Consider the following 21910-nt stretch of genomic DNA (forward strand, 5'->3'; position numbering starts at 1 on the left):
TGTGCTGGGAATTGAGGATGCGGAAACCACCGGCGCGCGCAAAGCTCCGCCGCCGGCTACTCGCGGGTAACTTGTCCGATCAGACGCACCAGGCGATTGGTGAGGCCGCGAAAGCTCTTGTGGGGAGCCACCACGGCCGCCAACACCGCTGGCTGCCCGAACGCCTGGACGGAGCGGAGGACAATCTTTCGCCCGCCTTGGTCTTCAAGCAGAACCTCGGCCAGTTTCGCCATCCCCCCCAGCTGCGTGGCGGTCCGCTGCACCTGCTCCAATACGATGGCGATCTCTGCCAAGAGATCTTGGTTGACCGCGGTCTCCCCGGCCACACCGGCAAGCGGTAGGCCGTCGATGGTGAAGAGATACGCCGCTTCATAATGCCCAAGGCGAATGAGCTGGAGCATCTGCTGCTCGATGAACTGCTGTGGCCCCAGCACCTGCGCGCCTTCATCCGGGGCCACCTCCGGCTGCGTCTCGACCTTGTCAAAGTTCAGGTGGAGCATCCTCTATCGGCTCCTATCGAACACCATGGGTAGCATAGGCGGCTGACCGTGATTCGCCCCTTTGCACATAGGCAACCACGCCGTTGATGCACGCCCGCAGCGATTCGAACACTCCTACTCCCTGCGGTGCCACCGCCTCGAAGAAGGGTACGTTGCAGAAGTTGAGCTTCTCCTGCAAGATCGGCACCGGCAGGACATTTGGCAAGTCGCGCTTGTTGTACTGCATCACCCAGGGAAACTCGGCAAGGGTCGTGCCCCGACCGATCAGGTACTCTTCAAGTTCTGCCATGGAGGCCAGGTTATCGCTCAACCGCTCTCGCTGCGAATCGGCCACAAAGACGATGCCGTCCACCCCCTCCAGCACGATTCTGCGGCTGGAGCCGTAGTAGACTTGCCCCGGGGTGGTGTAGACGTTGAAGCGCGGCCGCATCTGCTTGATGCGCCCCACTTCCAGTCGCAGGAAGTCGAAGAACAGCGTCCTCTCTTCGCGCGTCCTGAGGGAGATGAGCTCGCCACGCAGCCTTGGGTCGATATGCTCGTAGATGTAGAGCAGGTTGGCAGTCTTGCCACCTAACCCTGGACCGTAGTAGACGATCTTGAAGAGGATCTCATTTCGGGCGGTGTTGATAAACATGGGGCAGGTCAACCACGAAAGGAGCGTTCCAACTCGCGCTTCAGCAGCTCGCCGAATTCCATGTCCAGGAAGCGAGCAGCTTCTTCTTCTGCCCGGCGCGCTTCCTCAAGGATGCGATTGAGCAGGGCAACGGCCTTGTTGGCGAAGACGCGCACAATCCCCAAGGCAACTGACGGCTCGAAGACAATCAGTAGCAGGTAGCTGCCGCCCACGCTGGCGATGTAGACGTTGCCCCGTGTTCCCTCATGGAAAAGGAGGCGGAACTTTCCGGGCTCGCCAAGCAAGCGGGCGATTTCGGCTGTGGCGGAGAACTCCCCCGCGGCCAGCGCCGTCAGCGAAGCGATGTCCAAGTCCGCGCGGGCACCGCCTTGGCAAATGGGGTGACCGTTCATGTCTGCAAAGACGATGGTGCGCGCTCTGGTTTTGGTGACCAGCTCGGTGACAATGGAGCGGATCTCGGCATAGTTGGACTCTGACAACAGGATCCTCCTGTTGTCCGCATTAGGCGCAAGATCCATACCAGGTCTCCCCATGGTGGTCGGCAGCCTGGCGCATCTCCTGAGCGCGCCTATCGAGCCTGCGCAGGTCAACGGCCCAGCGCAAGTCGGTCGGCCAGATACGCCGGAAGTCCTGCCGCAAGAATCTTCTCTTGGGTGCTTTCAAATGCGTAAGCAACACGTACCAATTCGAAAGTCAACTCCTCCGTGTCGAAGACGCCAAAGCAGGCGTCAGGATTGCCATCGCGGGGCTGGCCCACACTGCCCACATTCACGAGATAGCGCCGATCCTTTGCCAGCGCCACCCTCTGCTCCGTGCTGACTCCGATCTGCTCATCCTCGCCCAGCTCGAGCACCACAGGCACATGTGAGTGCCCCATGAAGCAGACCTGTTCCCCAAAAGCGGCAAAGCTGCGCCGAGCGTCGTCCAGAGTCTCCAGGTAGTCCCACTGTTCTGGCGCCTCTGGGGTAGCATGCACGAAAAGAAGGCTCTCCCTCCTGTAAACGTATTGCAGGCCCGACAGGAATTGCCGGTGTTCTTCGCTGAGCACGTTCCCCGTCCACGCCGCCGCCACCCGCGCCATGTGGTTGAAGTAGGTGGTGTCGGTGAGGCCAACGCTGGCAAAATCGTGATTGCCGGCAATGATGACCCAGGCCCGGCTGCGCACCAGGTCGATGCAGTCGTTGGGGTCAGGGCCGTAGCCGACGATGTCCCCTAAGCAGAGCACATCGTCCACGTGCAAGTCATCGATGGTCTGCAGGACCGCCGTGAGCGCTTCGAGATTGCTGTGGATATCGGAGATGATTGCCATGCGCATCGCCAGCACCTGCTCGTCGCGTGTCTGCCGCCGGTTGTGGGCACTAATATACGACCCAGACAGCCAGAAAGCAAGCACTATTTCACCGATTTTCGCGGTAGCCGAGCCGACTGCACTGCGCCCGGCGAATTCGCTCGTCGGCCACGTCAGCGGACAGTGGCCGGAGGAGATTCACCGCATCCGTGCTACGGCGAATCGCCGGCCTGTCCACAGCTTGCGCTCAGACCCACCGCTTGAGTCGCCTGGAGGCTTGTCTACAGCATCCAAACCGGGTCTATGTCCACAGCGAGGCTGACGCTTTGGTCCTTGTGCTGCTTCTGGTAGCGCTGCAGGGCCTGCCTGAGGGCGCCATTCATGGCGCGACCTGCCGGGTCTCTGTTCTTCGCGCCCTTCAGCACCACCTGCCAGCGATAGTGGCGCTGCAAGCGGACCAGCGGCGCAGGGAGCGGGCCGAAACAGCGAAACGGTGCCCCCTCTTTGGGGAGCAGGTCAAAAAAGCTCCTTGCCGCCCTGGCCGCCTTCTCCTCCTTCACGCTCTCAAAACAGACCACTGCCAGGCGTCCAAACGGCGGGTAACCGAGGATGCGGCGGTCCTCGATCTCCTGCAGGTAAAAGCCCTGAAAGTCATGATGCTGCGCGAACCGCAGGCAGTAGTGGTGCGGCGAATACGATTGGATGACCACCTCCCCGCGCTTGTCCACACGGCCAGCCCTGCCGGCCACCTGGGTGAGGAGCTGAAAAGTCTGCTCGGCGGCACGAAAGTCCGGGAAGAACAGTCCGGTATCTGCCGAAATCACCCCCACCAGCGTCACCCGCTGAAAGTCCAACCCCTTGGCCACCATCTGCGTGCCGAGGAGGACGTCGAATTCCCCGCGCTCAAAGCTCTCCAAGATGCGGTCGTGGGCCCGACGCCCTTTGGTTGTGTCCATGTCCATGCGCACCACGCGCGCCTGCGGGAAGAGCTGCGCCAGAGCCTCCTCAACCCTCTGCGTACCAGTCCCCTTGAACAGAATATCGGTGCCGCCGCAGTTTGGGCAGACCGTGGGCGCGCGTTTGGTGAAGGAACAGTAGTGGCAGCGCAACGTGTGGTCGTGCATGTGGAAGGTGAGGGTGACATTACAGTTGCGGCACTGCTCCACGTGCCCGCAGTCGCGACACTTGATGAACGTGGCGTAGCCCCTGCGATTTTGCAGCAGGATCACCTGTTCGCCGAGGGACAGCTTCTCCTCGATCTTCTGCTCGAGGAGCCGGGAAAAAACCACTGGTTGCCGGGGACGGCCGGCGCGACGCTCGGCGGTCATGTCCACGATGGTCACCTCGGGCATGGGCACATGGTCGATGCGGTGGGTAAGTCGCACCAGCTGGTACTTCTGCGTCTGCGCGTTGTAGAAGGTCTCCAAGGACGGGGTGGCGCTGCCCAGGACGACGACCGCATTGTTCAACTTGGCGCGCATGACGGCCACATCGCGGCCGTGGTAGCGCGGGTCCATGTCCATCTGCTTGAAGGTGGCTTCTTGCTCTTCGTCCACCACCACCAGGCCGAGGTTCTGCACCGGCACAAAGATCGCCGAACGCGGCCCGATGACGATGCGGTGCACCCCTTTGCGGATGCGCCGCCAGGCATCGAAACGCTCCCCAGGCGAGAGACGGCTGTGCGACACGGTGACCTGGTTCTGAAAGTGGGCTCGAAAGCGCGCCACGATCTGCGGGGTGAGCGCAATCTCCGGCACCAACACGATCGCGCCCTTACCCATGCTCAAGGCACGGCGGATCGCCTCGATGTAGACTTGCGTCTTGCCGCTGCCGGTGACGCCATGCACCAGCAGGGCGGAAAACGTACCCGCACTCAGCCCCTGGCTGATAACGTCCAGCGCCTGCTGCTGCTCTTGGGTGAGCACCACCGCCTTTGCTTCGGGAATTGGAACGCGATCGTAGTAATCGCGCGACACCTCCCGGTGCACCACTCTCACCAGGCCGGCCTTGAGCAAGGCAGCGACCGACTGGCCCGAGGCACGAGCGGCGCGCAACAGGTCTGCTAAGCTGGTCTTATACCCCTCGCTTGCTAACAAGACCCGCAGGCATTCTGCCTGGCGCGGTGCCCGCGTGGTGAGCTCCCCCACCAGCGTATGCCACTCCTCGGGCGAACGGCCGTCCTGCAGCACAATCCATCGCTCCGTGCGCACGCCCACCGCTGCCTTCGGCAAGAGCTCCTCGACCTGCACTAACCCCTGTTCCTGCAGCTGTGCCACGGCACAGGACACCCCGCGCGCGCCCACCTTTCGCTCCAATTGCGCCATGCTGAGGGGGCTCTTGGCCATCAGCGCCCGCAAGATGAGCGCCTGCCGCGGTGCGCGCCTCTCCATGTCGGGCAGCAGGTCCGCGCTGACCTCCGTGCCCAGGCTCACCATCCTTCGCGACTCCAGATGGATACCCGCAGGCAGAGCCGCCTTCAGCACTTCGCCCAAAGGACAGATGTAGTAGTCGGCAATCCACCGGCAGAGCTGCAGCATCTCCTCGGCGAAGAGCGGCTCCGGGTCCAGGATGTCGGCGACCTCTTTGAGCTCGGTCAGATCGCAGCGCTCGGCAAGTTCCACGACAAAGCCAGTGAGGCGACGCCGGCCAAACGGCGCCAGCACCCTCTGCCCCACCTTGAGGTTCTCGCGCAACTCCTCCGGCACCCGATAGGTGAAAGCGTGGTCAACGGGGATCGGGAAAACAATGTTCGCGTATTCGTTCACTCTGCATCCTGACTTCAAGGCACGCATACCACCACACGTGCCCTGACCCTCACTGCTCCGGCGCCAAGTAGCGATGGCCCAATTGTCTCAGACGCTCCTTCTCGGCCTCCGAGGCGTCGAGGCTCTGCACGTAGCGGTCGAACTCCACAGGCAGGGCCTCGATGGCCGTTGCGCCCGCTGCCTTGCCTTCCTCTGCGGGCTGTTGGGAGAACTGCCTGTCCAGGTGAAATGCCTGGGGGAAAAGCGCATCGATCTGGCGCACATCCAGCCGCAGCAACGTCTGATGGCGCAGGTTCACCAGGCTCAGGCCGACGATAGCACCTTCGGGCACTTTGCTACTCAGCGCCGCCAGCTCATCGTAGATCTGCGGCGCGTCGAGCCCAGTGCAATCCACCGCAGGGAGCTTCACCATGGGGCGGCTGGTGACCGGGCAGTACTGCACTTGTTTGCTCTCCAGGTCGACGAGCAGAAACCCCGTCTCGTTCGCCCATTCATTGAGGCTGGTGCGCTCGGTGGCCCCGGAGTAGCAGACATGCGGCTTTATGGCGATGTGCCGGTGATAGTGGCCGAGCGCGACGTAGTCGAACGTCTTCACCAACGCGGCTTCCACGTCGGGGAGGCGCTGTTCATTGAACTCCCCCATCGAGTAGGTCTGCCCGCTGGTCCAAGCGCCATGGGTGACCAGCACGTTGTAGCGGGCCTCGGGCCGGAAGGCCACCGCCTTGAACGCCGCCTCGAGCTCCTCACTCAGCGCGCAGTGCGGCACACAGTGGAAATCCACATCCCCGATGGAAAAGCGCTCATAGCGCCCGCCATAGGCGGCATGCACCTTGGGGAAGAGGGCAATGCTTTCGAAGATCGACCCTGTGGCAGCAATGCGCGGGGTGGAATGGTTGCCGGACACCATGACGAGCTCGATCCCTGCCTCCACGATCCTCTGGATCCCCTCCAAGGCAACCCTGATGGCGCGGTTGGTGGGTCTGGAGGTATGGAACAGGTCCCCCGCGTGGACGAACACCTCGGGCCTGTGCGCCAAGGCGGCCGCCACCACCTGGTTCCAAGCATCGTAAAAGTCCTGTTCGCGCTGGTTGAGTCCAGTGCGCGGGTCAACCTTGCCGTACTCTGAGTACCCCAGATGGGTGTCAGAGACGTGAAGAAGTTTCATTGGACTCCCGCGTGTGCCACCCCTTGCCCTCACCGAAGCCCGGCGCGCAGCCTCCTTTGCGCAGTGCTGCCACGGAGCCGGCGCTTCCGCTGCGCTGCCCCACCAGGCGAGGATCCACCCCTCGCTCCCGACCGCATTGCACCAAGGCGCGCCTTCCCTCGTCGCCGAAAGATAGCAAAGTCTGAGGTGGGAATCAAGCAGGATGATGGAGGAGAGGCTGAAAGGGAAGAACACGAACAGCGAGGGCGCAGCATGCGGCTGCTGGCGCCCTCCGCCAAGAGTTCCGTACCAAAACAGCCGCTTCCCTGGGGGAATCATGGCCATTGGCATGAGGGCCGCCTTGCCTCGCCGCAGTCTTCCGTACGGGGCTGAACAGGGCAACCCACACCCCAGCGCCTCTCTCCCCCCCATCACAGGCCGGTTGGCCGTTGCGCGGAGGCAGAAGACAAACTTGGCCGAGCCAGGCCCTTTCGCGGTTCTGGAAGGCGGTCGTCTCTCGAGGCAGCCATCCTCGCACCAACTCTGCCGCCGCCTGGCGTGTGCCTACTTGACCAGTTCCGCCTTCATCACGGCGACTACCGCCTCCTCCGGGCCCTTGCTGCTCGCCCTCCCCACCACCACGAACTCACCGAGGGGCAGGTTGAGGCTCGTGCCGAAGTTCACCCCTGGGATCGGCGTGTTCAAGTGCAGCTTCTCAAGCCTCACCGCGCCGCCGTCTGCCTCGAGGTATTCCACGCGCTCGATGCTGCAGGAGGCGAACCTGTGCTCGGAGACGCCGACTTGCAACAGGCAGAGCTCGCCGCTGTACACCGTGGCGGTTCCGGTGCCGAGCAGCGAGTAGTGGCTGTAGCGAAAAAGCGCGCTCAGTTTCTTCACCACCGGAGCAATGTCTGCGGGAATCTCCGTCTTGCGCTCGCCCCTCCCGTCCGCCAAGAAGAGATGCAGGTCGAGGCGCACCTGCTTGGGCTGCACATCGTAGCGGGCAAGCAGGCTGGCGACTTTGTCCAACACCTCGGGGGTGTCGCGCACGGTGAGCACGCGCATGGTCTGCCCGGGGATGACCTCGCCATTCTCGCTCAGGAACGGCTTGATCAGGTTCGCCAGCTCGACAGGATTCTTGTACCTGAGGTCAAAGGTGCGAGCGACCATGGAGCCCTTGCCGCGAAGCCTTATGGTCAGCGACTTGGTCTTGCCCGCCGTCACGACGAGCCACTGCTGCAGTTGCGGGGCGTAGTCTGGCGCCGTCACACGGAGGTCGTAGGCTGTGGCCTGCAGACCCTGCAGGACAAACGAGCCGCGCTCGTCGCTCTCGGTTGCGACAAGCCGCCCCCCTTCGCTCTGCGGGTAGGCCAAGATGCTTGCTCCCGCGATCCCCTTGCCGGTCGCTTCATCTACAACGGTCCCCTCGATTCTGCCCGTCTCCTGTGCCAGGGCCATACCTGTGGTCAGCAGAACGGCAAGCACTGTCACACACCGCAGGTTCATGTCTGTTCCTCCCTCGAAAAGTCCCTTCTCGCATTGCCGCTAATCCAAGAACCAGACGATGGTCATGCGCGGGTCATCGACATGCAAGACCAACGGGGTGGTACCGGGCTCAAGCCCCCCCTCAACTACGGGCAGGGCAGCGCCCTGGCTCACCAGCTTTTTCGCCGGCTGGAGCGCACTCTCCCCAGCTGAGCGCATGGCGAAATCACGCAGCCAAAAGGCTGCACCTGCCACCAGCACGGTCAAGCCGACGCCCACCAAAGCCAGCCTCACACGCGCTCTCGCAAATTGCGCTCGCTGGCGATCCCGGGCAAGTTCTGCGCGGACCCTGGGCCACAGCCGCACCCCCGCAGCGACTTCTTCCGCAGGGGCAAAACACCGCCTGCCCGCCGCCAAGACACGCTGCAAGCGCACGAGCTCAGCCTGGCAGGCAGCGCAACTGTCGAGGTGGCGGCTCACCCGCTCCTGCAGCCGCGGCGGAAGGTCGTTCCCCGCGTAGAGTTCGAGCAGCTCCCGCACGCGTGTGCACTTCATCTCCTACCTCTCCAGCAGTTCAGGGAATTCGCTTTCGATGATGTCGCGCAGCGCCCGCCGCGCCAAGCAGAGGTGGCTCCTCACGGTGCTTTGCCGGCAGCGTAGGATGCGCGCGATTTCGCCAATCTCCAGGCCCTCGAGGTCGCGCAGCACAAAGGCAGCACGTCGCTTAACACCTAAGCGTTGCGCCAGGCTCCTCACCACGGCAAAGAGCTCCGCGCGTTCGGTCTCTTCTTCAGGCCCGGCGTCATGGTCTGGCTCCTCCTGGGCATCTTCGTCGCGTGCGAGCCCTCGTCCCGAACGCCGCTCGCGGGCGACGATGTCGTAGCAGAGATTGACCACGATCCGGTAGAGATACGTGAAGAGAGGCCGCGCGAGGTCCACCCTGTGCAGGGAGCAGTATAGGCGCACAAAAGCCTCATGGCTTGCCTCGCGCGCCAAGCCTCTGTCGCCCAACGTGCGCAGAGCCAAGGCGAAGACACGGCTCTGGTAGCGCTCCACTATGGTTCCAAACGCCGCCTTGTCTCCGCGGCGCGCCTGCTGGAGGAGTTGTCGCTCATCGACTGCCTGCACGCCGCCTCTGCTGCACGCTGCTTCTCACCAGGCCCTGAGATCGACTTTCCATGTAATGATACCGTGCCACGCCCCAAAATGCTGAACGGAAAGAGTCGGTTTCGTGGCAATTGAAAAACTCCTGAACAGGTGGATGTGGCCCGCACAGCGAAGCAACAACCCGGCACCGGGGCGAAAGGCCGCTTTGCCTGGAAGCCGGGTAATCGCGCCCTCCTCACTTGCCCGCCATGCGGCGAGAATAGAGGTCGCCTCCCCTGGATTGGCACGCTGCCTTCTGCTCTCCGCATCACACTCAAGCAGCAGGTGGACAACCTGACCTCTCCAGCTCACGACAAAATGGTCCTTGATTGCTTCCCTCTGCTTTTCTATCTTTGCGGGCAGCATGCGAGCCAGCGTTTCACCTGGGCCTCGGACTTCCGTCTCGAACAAAGCGGGCCCTGATTCTCGAGCGGACCGGCCGGAGATCTTTTCAAGATGTCGCTCACCCTGAACTGTTCACTCTTGCGAAGCGAAACCCACAGGAGCTTGATGCGAGGCAAGACCGTAGCGTCAACTCATCCCTCCTGCCCTGGGCGAATGCCACGCCACCTTAGGCTCTCTTCTGCCACGTGGACGATTGAGGTCGCGGGGCACCAAGGTTCCGGCCTCCATAGCCCTACAGGTCAAATGGTCGGTTGGCTCTGCTCAAAGGGTTCGCCCCCCTCTTTCGCGAGGTCGCCAAGCATCTGCGAGGGGCAGATTCCCCCTGTGCAGACGAGCTCCATTGAAATATGACGCAGGCCATTTTGCAATTCGGCTACCCCCTCGTTTTTATCGGGGTGATGCTTCAGGGTGAGCTGCCCGTGCTTTTGGGCGGTTTCTTAATCCACCAGGGTTACTTTGACTGGGTTCCGCTCATCTTCTGGGCAAGCTTGGCTACTGCGCTGGGCGATCAGCTTTACTTCTCTCTGGCCCGGTGGCAAGGGAGGAGGTGGTTAGCGCGCTTTTTTGCCAGTTCAAAGAAGCTTTGTCAAGCTGAAGAAGTGATTCAGCGGCATGGAGCCCTGATCGTGCTGCTCATGCGTTTTCTCTACGGGCTACGTCCCTTCCTTCCCGGAGTCCTCGGGCTCTCCCGGGTTGGCTTCTGGCAATTCACCCTGTTGAATAGTGTCGGGGCCTGTTTGTGGGCAGGGTTGTTCGCCGCTATCGGCTACGTTGTCGGCGACGGGGCCTCGCTGGTTGCCGCCAACCTCCGTGCACTGGAGCGTGGAATCCTTTTCGGGACGATCTCCCTTTCGCTGATCCTGGCGCTCGTCCGCTGGTGCAGGCCCTGGTCGCAGGCCGGCAAAGGCCCCGCGGGTGGAAAACCCAAAGATGCTCATCGATAGTGGGTGTAGGTCCTTCTCAGTAGCTCAAGCGGACGTCCGCAATAGCCATAGGAGGCAACCAGCATGGAACGTTTCCCAGCCAGCGCACTGATCCTGGCCGTGGTGTTCAGCCTCGGGTTTCGCACCGCGCAGGCGAAACGAAGTCTCCTCCTTTCTCCAGAAGGGCGCACAGAGGTGATGGTAAAGGTCGCGGAGGCCATCACCTACTCGGTCCGCCACGACGGGAGGGAGATCGTTTCCCCCTCACCCATCTCCTTGACGCTGGGCGATGGCACCGTCCTCGGTCTCCGGCCCGCGCTCCGGAGGACGCAGCAGCGCGAGATCAAGCAGGTGATCCGCCCGGTGGTGAAGGAGAAATCCGCGGAGATCCTGGACCACTACCGGGAGCTCGTGCTCGACTTTGAAGAAGGCTTTTCCCTCGTTTTCCGAGCCTACAATGACGGGGTAGCCTACCGCTTTGTCACGCGGCTGCCCGGAGAGATCACGGTGAAGGCGGAGCAGGCCTCGTTCCGGTTCCCAGCCGATTGCATGACCTACTTCCCCGAGGAGGAGAGTTTCTTTTCCCACTCGGAGCGACTTTATTTGCACATCCCCCTGAGCCTGATCACCCCGGGCCGCTTCTGCTCGTTGCCGGCACTGGTAGAGATCCCGGATCGACCCAAGGTGGCGATCACCGAATCGGACCTCGAGGACTACCCGGGGATGTACCTGACCGGCTCGGGAGACGGGCCCAACACCCTCGTAGGCCTCTTCCCCCACTACGTGCTTGAGGATAGCGCCCGGAGCGACCGCGACCTCGTGCCCACCCGGCGCGCGGATTTCCTCGCCCGGACGCGCGGTGAGCGGGTTTTCCCCTGGCGGGTGCTGGTCATCGCCGATCGCGACGGGGATCTGGTGGAGAACCAGATGGTCTACAAGCTGGCCCGCCCCCTGGAGCTCGACGATACCTCCTGGATCAAACCGGGGAAGGTTGCCTGGGATTGGTGGAATGCGCTCAACGTGTACGGCGTGGACTTCCGTGCAGGGATCAACACCGCCACCTACAAGTACTACATCGACTTCGCCGCCAGCTATGGGATCGAGTACGTGATCCTCGATGAAGGATGGTACAAGCTGGGCAATCTTCTGGAAGTGAATCCGGACATCAACATGGAAGAACTCACGGCGTACGCCCGCGAAAAGAACGTCGGCCTCATCCTCTGGGTTGTGTGGAAGACGCTGGACAATCAAATGCAGGAGGCGTTGGACCAGTTCCAGCGGTGGGGCATCAAAGGGATCAAGGTCGACTTCATGCAGCGGGACGATCAGGAGGTGGTCAATTTCTACTGGCGGGTGGCCCGAGAAGCCGCTAAGCGTCACCTGGTGGTGAATTTTCACGGGGCGCACAAGCCCACCGGCCTGCGGCGGGCCTACCCGAACGTCCTCACACGGGAGGGGGTGCGAGGCATGGAATGGAGCAAGTGGAGCACCGGTGCCTCGCCCGACAATGCGGTGACCATCCCCTTCCTGCGAATGCTCGCGGGGCCCATGGACTACACCCCGGGCGCGATGTGGAACGCCACGCGCGACCAGTTCCGCCCCGTGATGACGCTGCCGATGAGCCAGGGGACTCGCTGCCACCAGCTCGCAATGTACGTCGTGTACGAAAGCCCCCTGCAGATGCTCTCCGATAGCCCCACCCGCTACCTGAAAGAACCGGAATGCATGGAATTCCTCGCCAAGGTTCCCATGGTCTGGGACGAGACGCGGGTCCTGGACGCCCGCGTCGCCGAGTACATCCTCCTGGCCCGGCGGAACGGCCAGGAGTGGTGGCTCGGGGCGATGACCAACTGGACGCCGCGCGACCTGCAGGTGGACTTCTCCTTCCTCGGCCCCGGCAGGTTCGAGCTCCAGGCCTACCAGGATGGGATCAATGCCGATCGTTGTGCCATGGACTACAAGCGGGTGGTCAAGACGATCGATGCGGGTCACCGGGAGGAGATCCACCTCGCACCCGGAGGTGGCTGGGCAACATACATCGTGCCGACGCCAGACTGACAGAAAGATCGCATTTCGTCAGCGACGGCATCGCTGACAAGGAGCACGGAACACCCGTTTCGGCAAGCCACTGAAACTCGATCGGCGAATGGTCTAAAAGCTTGATGGCGCGGCAGTGCCTGAGGCAAACGCAGGAGCCTCGGGCACACGATGGTCGGGGGGAGCGACCGCTCATGCGCAAAGGCGAGCGTTTCTATTCGCCGTGGAAATCCCAGTCGGGAGGCGCAAAACGAGCGATGTGCCGCCGCACAGTCTTGGGATATCCGGGTGACATCTCCGCAACCTTCTGCGGAGAGAGGTTTTCCCAGTTCCATTCGTCGAGTGCAGGCTCCAGGCCGTTCTGGCGCTGCAGGTAGACAAAGTCCAGGGCTGCCTTCTCGGGTTCGGCAAGGAAGATGCGGTCGCACACCCCATAGCCAAAGAAGAGTGGCGCCTTGATGTGGAAGTACACGATCTCCCCTAAGGCAGTGCGAAAGGCCTTGGTCTTGTTGGTGGTCACGCAGGTCAGCACATGAGGAGCCTGGTCGGCTACGCCGTGCAAGAAAAGGGCGGACTCGCACGAGATGTAGGCTGGCGGGTACAGGAGGCTCGCCACTTCCTCCAGGCTTGTGCGCTGCAGCCCGTTGACGTAGAGCCCCTTACCCAACTTGAGCAACAAGCCCGCCTGGCACAGTCGGCTGACGGCCTTGCGCAAAGCGGCGCCGGAGAGACCGGTCAGACGCCGCAGCTCCACAAAGGTGAGAATGGCCTTTCCGCGGCGCAGGAGGTCGATCCACCGGGCTTGTGTGAAAAGCTGCTGCATGTCGGCCATCTCCCTCAGAGGGTCCGTGCAACCTCTTCCCCAACGGCCAGCATCTTTCTCCTCACCGCCTCGTAATCATTCCGGGCCAGGTGCGTGCGGTAGCGCTCGGGCAGAAATCGGGCCATTTCCGCGGCCAACGACGAGGAGGCGATGAGCGCTATCCTCTGCCGGCAAGACTCTGGACTCATGCGGACGCCATAGTCCTGCAAGTTCCTCGCAACCAGATCGCGGTCAAGCGGGGCTTTCAGGACTTCCGTCAGGTACCAGATGTCCAAGACATCTCTGCCCTTGAGAAAGCGCCGCCCGTAGAGCGCGGCCAGCTTCTCCGCCAGAAGCTCAGCCGGAGAGAGCGCGACAACGAGCGGCTGTCGGCTAAGCACATCCATCTGCGAGCGCACGGGCCTTGCTTCAACCTGGTAGACCGGAAACTGGCCGAATTGAATCTTGAGCCTGTACCTCTGCCTCTGCCCCTGCGGCTGGAAAAGGAACCAATAGGCCGAGACCTTGGCTCCTCTGGTCGTCTCGGGAAAGCGCCACTCGAAGGAGCCCAACCCCAACATCTGCACCACGGCCTTCTCGATGGGCGATCGAGCCTCCTCCACCAGGCGGTCGCAGAAGGGGCGGTCGATCTCCTTGCCGGCGAAATCCAGGTCTTCGGAGTAGCGGTACCCCCCGTAGACCAGATGCAGGCACGTGCCGCCCTGGAAGGCGATCCTATCGCTTTGCGGCCGGGTGAAAAGCGCCTGCAACACCGCCAGGTGCAGTGCTTCCGCCAGGACAATGCTCAGGGGAAGTCGCTGCTCCTTAGCCAGCTCTGTCAGTTGCTGCCAAAGCATGATATTTCCGCCTCTGGACTGATCCGTCCTTCTGCGGAAATATAAGGCACGCGTGGCGAAATTCCAAGCCAAAAATGCCCCTGGAGCGACACACCGTAGAAGCTCCGCTTGGGCCGCTCATCCTGCATGCCACGCGAAACAGGGCCGGGACAGGCGCCCCGAGCGTCGGGCACATCTGCGGTCCCCTTGTGGGAAGGAGCGACAACATCGGAGGGTTCACGAGAGAGGAAGCGCGCATGAGCTCGGAAGCCTCTCCTGCCCCCCGCGCCATTCAGGACTCTTTTTCGGGCTCGAAATGGCCATCCGCCGCTTCGTTCGGCCCGGGGCGTTGCCGCCTTCCGCTTGGGCCGCAAAGTGATCGGGACGCCTCCGGGCCAAAGGCCGAACTGAGCAATACGCTCAGCTGCGTAGGAGTCGGGCCGGCTCACTTTTCCAATGCCTAAGAAACAGGTTGACTTTTTCCTAGTGATTCCTTAATTTGCGAAGCGCCGTGGGTGGACACCGCTTTAAGCGCAAGGGGACATGCTCGACGCCCCCAATCCGCCGGGCTTAGGAGGAAGCAGATGGACGCATGCTACCATCGCACAATCTCTGTTGTCCTTTGGACCCTCGCGGTGGCGATGCTCCTTTCTTTCTTGGCCTGCCGCAAGCGGAGCCCCGGCTGGCAACCGGCTCCAAGCCCACTGTTCACGCGCTGGGCGAAGGAGGTCTCGCCCGACAACGCCTGGCAAGAGTACCCGAGGCCGCAAATGGCGCGGAAGGACTGGTTAAACCTCAATGGCCTCTGGCAACTGGCGATCGTCGCGAGGCAGAGTGCACGCCCGGCTAGCTTTCCGCACCGGATCCTCGCCCCGTTCCCCGTGGAATCGGCCCTTTCCGGACTGGCGAGGCGGGTGAGCTTGGAGGAGCGCTTGTGGTACCGCCGCACGTTCCGGCTCCCCGATTCCTGGCAGCAGGGCCGGGTTCTCCTCCACCTGGACGCCGTGGACTGGGAGGCGGAGGTCTATCTCAATGGCGTCCGGCTGGGCCAACATCGCGGTGGATACGATCGGTTCAGCCTGGACGTCACCGAGGCGCTCCGGCCCCGCGGAAAGCAGGAGCTCGTGGTTGCGCTCTGGGACCCGACCGATGCAGGCGGGCAGCCGCGGGGCAAGCAGACCCTCACCCCCGGCGGGATCTATTACACACCGACGAGCGGCATCTGGCAGACGGTCTGGCTGGAACCGGTGCCGGAGACATTCATCGCGGGCTTGCGCCTGGTGCCCGACGTGGATCGGAGCACGCTGCTTGTGTCGGCGGAAATCCGCGACGAGACAAAGAGCCTGCGCCTGGTGGCGAGGGCGACGGCCAGTGGCAGAGAAGTTGCCCGGCAATCGGGGCCGGCGGACAGGGAGCTGGTCCTCACCATCCCATCCCCCAGGCTTTGGTCACCGGACGACCCGTTCCTCTACGATCTGACCGTTGCCCTCGAGCGAGGCGGCAGGAAGATCGACGAAGTGCGGAGCTACTTCGGCATGCGCAAGGTGACCATCGGACCGGATAGTAGCGGCGTCACTCGCATCCTGCTCAATGGCGTGCCCCTCTTCCAGATCGGCCCGCTGGACCAGGGGTTCTGGCCGGACGGGATCTACACGGCGCCTACGGATGAAGCGCTCCGCTTCGACCTGGAGATGATGAAGCGCATGGGCTTCAACATGGTGCGTAAGCATGTGAAGGTGGAGCCGGAGCGTTGGTACTCCTGGTGCGATCGCCTGGGCCTGCTCGTGTGGCAGGACATGCCCAGCGGCGCCAATCGCACCCCGGAGGAGCGGGAGCAATTCGAGCGCGAACTCGAGGCGATGGTGCGGGGTCGTTTCAATCACCCCTGCATCATCATGTGGGTGCCTTTTAATGAGGACTGGGGACAGTACGACACGGAGCGCATCGTCGAATTCGTCCGGCGGCTCGACCCCAGTCGGCTCGTGGACAACGCCAGCGGCTGGACGGACGCTGGCGTCGGCGACGTCCACGACGTCCACTCCTACCCGGATCCCATCGCGCCGCCGGTGGAGCCGGGGCGGGCCGCTGTGTTGGGTGAATTCGGGGGATTGGGCCACGTCGTGGCAGGCCACACCTGGACGGAGCGGGGCTGGGGCTACGATCTCCTGCCCACGCGGGAACGGCTGCGCGAGAGGTACGTCGAAGTGCTCACCGGCGTGCATCGCTTGGCCCGAGAGGAGGGGCTCAGCGCCGCCGTGTACACGCAGATCACCGATGTGGAGACGGAGAACAACGGCCTGCTCACCTACGATCGCGAGGTGGCCAAGATCCCGCCCGAGGCCGTGGCACGGGCCAATTGTGGCTACTTGCCGCCGCCGCTCGCCAACCGCGTGACCCTCTTCATCGAGCGCGCGGATGCCGCGCTGATCACCTTCCGGCCCGGAGCTGAGATCCATTACACGTTGGACGGCCGAATTCCGACCCGGCAAGATCCCGTCTACAGCGGGCCGATCCCGATCACGGAAGACCGCATCCTGCAGGCGAAGGCCTTCTGGCCGGATGGGCAGGAGAGCGATGTGGCGACGTACAGCTTCCGCAAGGTTGCCCCGCTTGCGCCCGTCCCGGAGAAAGGTTTCGCGCCCGGCCTGCGGGTCCGCTACTACGAGGGGGAATGGGAGAAGCTCCCGGATTTTGCCAGCCTGCAGCCGGTGCAGGAGACGACGCACCCGGCAGTCGATCTTGCTCCCACGCGACGCGACACGCTGTTTGGCCTCGTCTACTCCGGCTACCTCCACGTCCCGGTCACAGGCGTGTATCTGTTCTACCTGCGCTCCGACGATGGGTCTCGCCTCCACGTCGGCGATCAGCTTATGGTGGACAACGATGGGTTGCACGGCGCGAGGGAGAAGTCCGGTGCCATCGCCTTGCAAGAGGGATTCCATCCGTTCCGCGTGGAGTACTTCCAGAGACGCGGCGGCTGGGCGCTCGAGGTCGGCATCGAAGGCCCCGGCTTGCCGAAGCAGCCGCTTTCCCCCGGGATCCTTTTCCATTGAAGGCGTGACCGGTATGGCTGAGGAGGAGGGAGATTGGCTATGAGAACGACGGTCGGCACGGCACTGGTTCTGCTCGGCTTGGGAGCTTGGATCCACGTGAACTGCGGTAAGCAGCAAGGAGGAGGCATGCAGGTCTCGCACGAGGTCTTCGGGAAGATGCCGGACGGGCGGGTCGTGGAGGCGTTCGACCTCCGCAATGCGCACGGAATGAAGGCGCGGATCATCACCTACGGCGGCATAGTGGTGTCGTTGGAGGTGCCCGATCGGCAGGGGAAGTTCGCCGATGTCGTGCTCGGCTACAGTAGCTTGCAGCCATATCTGGAGGACTCCCCGTACTTCGGTGCGATCGTGGGGCGCTACGGCAATCGGATTGCCAACGGGCGCTTCGTGCTGGACGGCGTCGAGTACCGTCTGGCCACCAACGACGGACCGAATCACCTGCACGGCGGGGTGAGGGGCTTCGACAAGGTGGTGTGGCAGGGCGAGCCGGTTCGGGAGAAGGACGCCGTGGGCGTGCGCCTCACGTACCTCAGTCCGGATGGGGAGGAAGGTTATCCCGGGAATCTCCGGGCCGTCGTGACCTACCGCCTCACGAATCAGAACGAGCTGCACATCGACTACGAGGCGACCAGCGACAAGCCCACCATCGTGAACCTCACGCACCACAGCTACTTCAACTTGGCTGGCGAGGGGAGCGGCGACATTCTCGGCCACGTGCTGCAAATCTTGGCGGACCGCTTCACGCCGGTGGATGCGGGGCTGATCCCCACCGGCGAGCTCCGCAGCGTGGAGGCAACTCCATTCGACTTCCGCCAGCCGACGCCCGTCGGCCAGCGCATCGATTGGGATGACGAACAGCTGCGCAATGGTCGGGGGTACGACCACAACTTCGTCCTCAACTCCGGCGGCGGGATGCTCGCGCTGGCGGCCACGGTGTACGAGCCCACCTCCGGCCGGGTGATGGAAGTCCTCACCACCGAGCCCGGACTGCAGTTCTACAGCGGCAATTTCCTGGACGGGCATCACGTGGGGAAGAGCGGGAAGGCCTACGGCCACCGCAGCGGCTTCTGCCTCGAGGCGCAACACTTTCCGGATTCCCCGAACACACCGCACTTCCCGTCCGTCGTGCTCCGCCCCGGAGAGACGTATCGGCAGGGCACAGTCTATCGCTTTTCCGCGCGCTGAGACAGACCCAGGGCGCAAGGGCCACGAGACTCTATCGAGGTTGATTTGCCCGGTGCAGGCGGGCAAACGCCGCCTTGCCGCCATTCTTCCGGGCCACGGGGGAGAACGGGCTGCTTTTCGCCGTCTTCCCCGATAGGACCCATGCGAGTCGTTTCTGCAGGCGTTTCGGCCATGGTGTCGCCTCCCACATGAACCGGCCGCGGCCTCGTTCTGGCCCGGTCACAAGTTGGAGGCGGCGCCACGCGACAGGCCGGGGGGCAGTACGCGTGGCTCTCTTCTGGCGGGTGCAATAGGCAAGATTGTCCTTGCACTCCTGCCCGGGATTTGTTAAATTGGCCTCCCCGAGTTGCGCTGTTCGTTTCCACCATGAAGGACAAAGCCCTTGCGCAGAAAGGAGCCCCGATGCGTGAGAACCGACGTATGCGGCAGGGCATCCGCCTTGCAGCCATCGCTGTCTTGTTTGCCATGGTGGGTGCGATGAATGCTCAGAAGCTCCCCGAGACCCCGGCCGAACGGGATGCGCGCATGCACTGGTGGCGCGAGGCCCGGTTCGGCCTTTTCATCCACTGGGGGTTGTACGCCATCCCTGCCGGCGAGTGGCAGGGCAACACCGAACACGGCGAGTGGATCCTGCACACCGCCCAGATCCCGCTGGAGCAGTACGAACAGTTCCTCCACCAGTTCAATCCGGCCAAATTCAACGCCGACCAATGGGTGCGCCTGGCCAAAGAAGCGGGGATGAGGTACATCGTCATCACCAGCAAGCACCACGACGGCTTCTGCCTGTTTGATTCAAAGCACACGGACTATGACGTGATGTCGACGCCGTTCAAGCGCGACATCATGCGGGAGTTGGCAGAGGCCTGCGCCAAACACGGCCTGAAGATCTGCTGGTACCACTCCATCATGGACTGGCACCACCCCGACTATCTGCCCAGACGGCCTTGGGAAAAGCGCCCGGCTGTCGGGGCCGACTATGCCCGATACCGCCAGTACCTGCACGGCCAAGTCACCGAACTCCTCACCAACTATGGGCCCATCGGCGTCATGTGGTTCGATGGCGAGTGGGAGGATACCTGGCGCCATGAGTACGGCGTGCAATTGTACAACTTGTGCCGGACGCTGCAACCGCAGGTCATCGTCAACAACCGCGTGGATGTGGGGCGCGAAGGAATGGCCGGCCTCAACCGCGAGGGGGAATTCGTGGGCGACTTTGGCACGCCGGAGCAGGAGGTGCCGGCTACCGGCCTGCCGGGCGTCGACTGGGAAACCTGCATGACCATGAACCGCCACTGGGGCTACAACAAGTTCGACCACGACTGGAAATCCCCCACGGAGCTCATCCGCACGCTGGCGGACATTGCTTCCAAGGGCGGCAACTTCCTCCTCAACGTGGGCCCCACACCGGAAGGGGAATTCCCTGAACCGTGCGTGGAACGCCTTAAGGCCATTGGCAGATGGATGCGCGCGAACGGCGAGGCCATTTACGGCACACAGGCGAGCCCATTTGCGCTGCTGCCGTGGGGCCGCTGCACGCAAAAGGCGCTGACTGGCAAACGCACCCGCCTTTACTTGCACGTGTTCGACTGGCCGTCCGACGGCAGCCTCATGGTGCCCGAAATCCTCAACAGGCCGCACAAGGCCTTCCTGCTCGCCGAGCCGCGCAAGCCCCTCAGGGTAATACGCAAGGAGGATGCGCTGGTCATCCAGGTGCCGGCGCAAGCACCGGACAGCGCGAACTCGGTTGTGGTGCTGGACATCGATGGGCCGCCGCAGGTAGTTCGTCCCCCGCTCATCGAGGCAGAAAACGACATCTTCATCGACTCGCTCGCCGTGCGCATCACCTCCCCGCTGCAAGGGCTGGAGGTGCGCCACACCACCGACGGCAGCGAACCCACTGCCCGCTCGCCGCTGGCCACGGGCCCCCTGCGGCTGACCGCGACAACCACCGTCAAAGCTCGGTGCTTTCGAGGCAAAAAGGCGCTTTCCGCGGTCAGCCAGGCCGATTTTTTGAAAGTGCCTGCCATACCTGCAGCGCACATCGCTGGCCTGGTGAACGGGCTGCGCTACGAGTTCTACCACGGCGTGTGGGACGTGCTGCCTGACTTTGACTCGCTGACCCCGGTCAAATCGGGCACGGTGTCCACATTCGACTTTGCGCCGCGCGACACCAGCGAGCACTTTGCCTTCCGCTACACCGGCTTCGTGCACGTCCCCAAGGACGGCGTGTACCGATTCTTCACCGTGTCTGATGACGGCAGTTGCCTCTTCGTCGCCGGACAGCAGGTAGTGGACAACGACGGGCTGCATGGCGCGCTGGAGCGCAGCGGAGCAATTCCCTTGGCGGCAGGCTTCCACCCGATCACGGTCACCTTTTTCGAAAGGACGGGGGGCGACCTGTTGGAAGTGCTGTGGGCCGGACCAGGAATTGACAAGCAGCCCATTCCCGCCGCAGCCCTATTTCATCGTCCCTGACCGAGGCCAAGCCAAGGAGCAGCGCAGCCGTGAACCTCATCATTTGCAACATCGGCTCCACCAGTCTAAAGTTCCAGCTGTTGGAGATGCCGGCGGAGACCGAGCGGGCGCGCGGCCACGTGGAGCGCATCGCTTCCGCGGAGGCCACGCTCACCTTCTGGGTGGCCGGTACACAGGTGGCACGCAGCACCGCAGCCATTGGCAGTCACCGCGAGGCCGTGCAGCAGGCCCTCCATTTTCTCACCGGCCCACCCCACCGTGTGCTCAGCAGCCTGGCGCAGATCGACGGCGTGGGGTTCAAGACGGTGCAGGCCGGCGAGCTGAGCGGCTCGGTACTCCTCACGGATCAAGTTCTCCAGGCCATGGAGGACTTTGCCGAGCTTGCGCCTGCGCACAACCCGCCTTACTTGGCAGCTATCCGTATGTTTCGGGAGCTGCTGCCGGCCACCCCCCTTGTGGGCGTGTTCGAGCCTGGTTTCCATGCGGCAGCCCCGGACTATGCCAAAGTCTACGGCGCGCCCTACGAGTGGTTCGCGAAATTTGGCGTGCGGCGCTACGGCTACCACGGGGCCTCGCACCGCTTTGTCGCCCAGGAGACAGTCAGGGTGCTCAACCTCCCTCCAGACCGACATCGCATCATCTCCTGCCATCTGGGCGGCTCCTCCTCCCTGTGCGCCATCAGGAACGGCGTATCCATCGATACCTCCATGGGCTTCACGCCGCAATCGGGGCTCATCCAGGGAACGCGCATCGGCGACATGGACCCGTTCGTGCTGCCGTACATCATGAAGAAAAGGGGCATCACCCTGGAGCAGGCGCTGCAAGAGTGCAGCAAGGACGGAGGGCTGAAAGGCCTGTCCGGGATTTCGGAGGACATGCGCGACATCAAGGCGGCCGTCGCCCGTGGCGACCAGCGGGCGTTGTTGGCGAGGAACAAGTTCATCTACGACAGCAAGCGGTACATCGGCGAGTACCTGGTGCTTCTGGAGGGGATCGATGCCATCGCCTTTGCCGGCGGAATTGGGCAGTGTGATGCCGAGCTCCGCGCCGAGGTGCTGGCGTCGTTGGCTTTCTTGGGCATGAAGGTGGACCACGAACGCAACCAGGCCCACGGCCCGGTCATTTCCGCCGAAGACTCGCGCATTGCGGCGCTGGTAGTGCACACCAATGAAGAGTTGGTGGTGGCGCGCGAAACCATGCGGGTCATCCAGTCGATAGAAACAGTCCAGTGA

17 protein-coding genes are annotated in these 21910 nt (G+C 63.1%); 6 read left to right on the plus strand and 11 right to left on the minus strand.

Going from position 1 to position 21910, the window contains the following annotated elements; genetic code table 11:
• Positions 1–56 precede the first annotated feature (56 nt).
• The 9 genes from NUW13_08670 to NUW13_08710 all read right to left on the minus strand — a co-directional run bounded on the left by NUW13_08670 (position 57) and on the right by NUW13_08710 (position 8944).
• Complete coding sequence (locus NUW13_08670; protein MCR4439099.1) at positions 57–500, minus strand: hypothetical protein; 444 nt, start codon at positions 498–500, stop codon at positions 57–59.
• A gap of 13 nt (positions 501–513) precedes the next feature.
• On the minus strand, positions 514–1134 hold the full coding sequence (locus NUW13_08675; GenBank protein ID MCR4439100.1) for a GTPase domain-containing protein: 621 nt from the start codon (positions 1132–1134) through the stop codon (positions 514–516).
• 8 nt (positions 1135–1142) lie between these two features.
• Entirely contained in the window at positions 1143–1652 is a 510-nt protein-coding gene (locus tag NUW13_08680) for a roadblock/LC7 domain-containing protein (protein MCR4439101.1), read from the minus strand.
• Between the two features lie 68 nt (positions 1653–1720).
• Complete coding sequence (locus tag NUW13_08685) at positions 1721–2449, minus strand: metallophosphatase family protein (GenBank protein ID MCR4439102.1); 729 nt, start codon at positions 2447–2449, stop codon at positions 1721–1723.
• 254 nt (positions 2450–2703) lie between these two features.
• Positions 2704–5187, minus strand: coding sequence for a primosomal protein N' (gene priA, locus NUW13_08690; protein ID MCR4439103.1), 2484 nt, complete (start codon positions 5185–5187; stop codon positions 2704–2706).
• A gap of 49 nt (positions 5188–5236) precedes the next feature.
• Positions 5237–6352 carry an exonuclease SbcCD subunit D gene (locus NUW13_08695; protein MCR4439104.1) on the minus strand — a complete coding sequence of 372 codons (1116 nt, stop codon included), beginning with the start codon at positions 6350–6352 and terminating at the stop codon, positions 5237–5239.
• 543 nt (positions 6353–6895) lie between these two features.
• Positions 6896–7837 (minus strand): carboxypeptidase regulatory-like domain-containing protein, encoded by a 942-nt coding sequence (locus NUW13_08700; GenBank protein MCR4439105.1) that lies wholly within the window; start codon positions 7835–7837, stop codon positions 6896–6898.
• A gap of 39 nt (positions 7838–7876) precedes the next feature.
• A complete protein-coding gene (locus NUW13_08705) occupies positions 7877–8371 on the minus strand; it encodes an anti-sigma factor (GenBank protein MCR4439106.1) in 495 nt (164 codons plus the stop codon).
• Between the two features lie 3 nt (positions 8372–8374).
• Positions 8375–8944, minus strand: coding sequence for a sigma-70 family RNA polymerase sigma factor (locus NUW13_08710; GenBank protein ID MCR4439107.1), 570 nt, complete (start codon positions 8942–8944; stop codon positions 8375–8377).
• Between the two features lie 770 nt (positions 8945–9714).
• Between NUW13_08710 and NUW13_08715 the strand changes: the two genes are divergently transcribed.
• Both NUW13_08715 and NUW13_08720 read left to right on the plus strand, forming a co-directional pair.
• Positions 9715–10311, plus strand: a complete 597-nt coding sequence (locus tag NUW13_08715) for a DedA family protein (protein MCR4439108.1) — start codon at positions 9715–9717, stop codon at positions 10309–10311.
• A gap of 63 nt (positions 10312–10374) precedes the next feature.
• Complete coding sequence (locus NUW13_08720) at positions 10375–12348, plus strand: glycoside hydrolase family 97 protein (GenBank protein ID MCR4439109.1); 1974 nt, start codon at positions 10375–10377, stop codon at positions 12346–12348.
• Between the two features lie 193 nt (positions 12349–12541).
• Here the strand turns inward: NUW13_08720 and NUW13_08725 are convergent, their stop codons facing one another.
• Together NUW13_08725 and NUW13_08730 are read right to left on the minus strand one after the other, a co-directional pair.
• Positions 12542–13150 (minus strand): type IV toxin-antitoxin system AbiEi family antitoxin domain-containing protein, encoded by a 609-nt coding sequence (locus tag NUW13_08725; GenBank protein ID MCR4439110.1) that lies wholly within the window; start codon positions 13148–13150, stop codon positions 12542–12544.
• 14 nt (positions 13151–13164) lie between these two features.
• Positions 13165–13986, minus strand: coding sequence for a nucleotidyl transferase AbiEii/AbiGii toxin family protein (locus tag NUW13_08730; protein ID MCR4439111.1), 822 nt, complete (start codon positions 13984–13986; stop codon positions 13165–13167).
• Positions 13987–14549: 563 nt separating this feature from the next.
• Between NUW13_08730 and NUW13_08735 the strand changes: the two genes are divergently transcribed.
• The 4 genes from NUW13_08735 (at position 14550) to NUW13_08750 (ending at position 21910) form a co-directional block, all read left to right on the plus strand.
• Entirely contained in the window at positions 14550–17018 is a 2469-nt protein-coding gene (locus tag NUW13_08735) for a PA14 domain-containing protein (GenBank protein ID MCR4439112.1), read from the plus strand.
• Between the two features lie 126 nt (positions 17019–17144).
• A complete protein-coding gene (locus NUW13_08740; protein MCR4439113.1) occupies positions 17145–18203 on the plus strand; it encodes a galactose mutarotase in 1059 nt (352 codons plus the stop codon).
• A gap of 402 nt (positions 18204–18605) precedes the next feature.
• Positions 18606–20678: an alpha-L-fucosidase gene (locus NUW13_08745; GenBank protein MCR4439114.1), complete on the plus strand. Its 2073-nt coding sequence runs from the start codon at positions 18606–18608 to the stop codon at positions 20676–20678.
• Between the two features lie 29 nt (positions 20679–20707).
• Positions 20708–21910 (plus strand): acetate/propionate family kinase, encoded by a 1203-nt coding sequence (locus NUW13_08750; protein MCR4439115.1) that lies wholly within the window; start codon positions 20708–20710, stop codon positions 21908–21910.

Source organism: candidate division KSB1 bacterium, assembly GCA_024655945.1.
Classification (GTDB): domain Bacteria; phylum Zhuqueibacterota; class Zhuqueibacteria; order JANLFK01; family Oleimicrobiaceae; genus Oleimicrobium.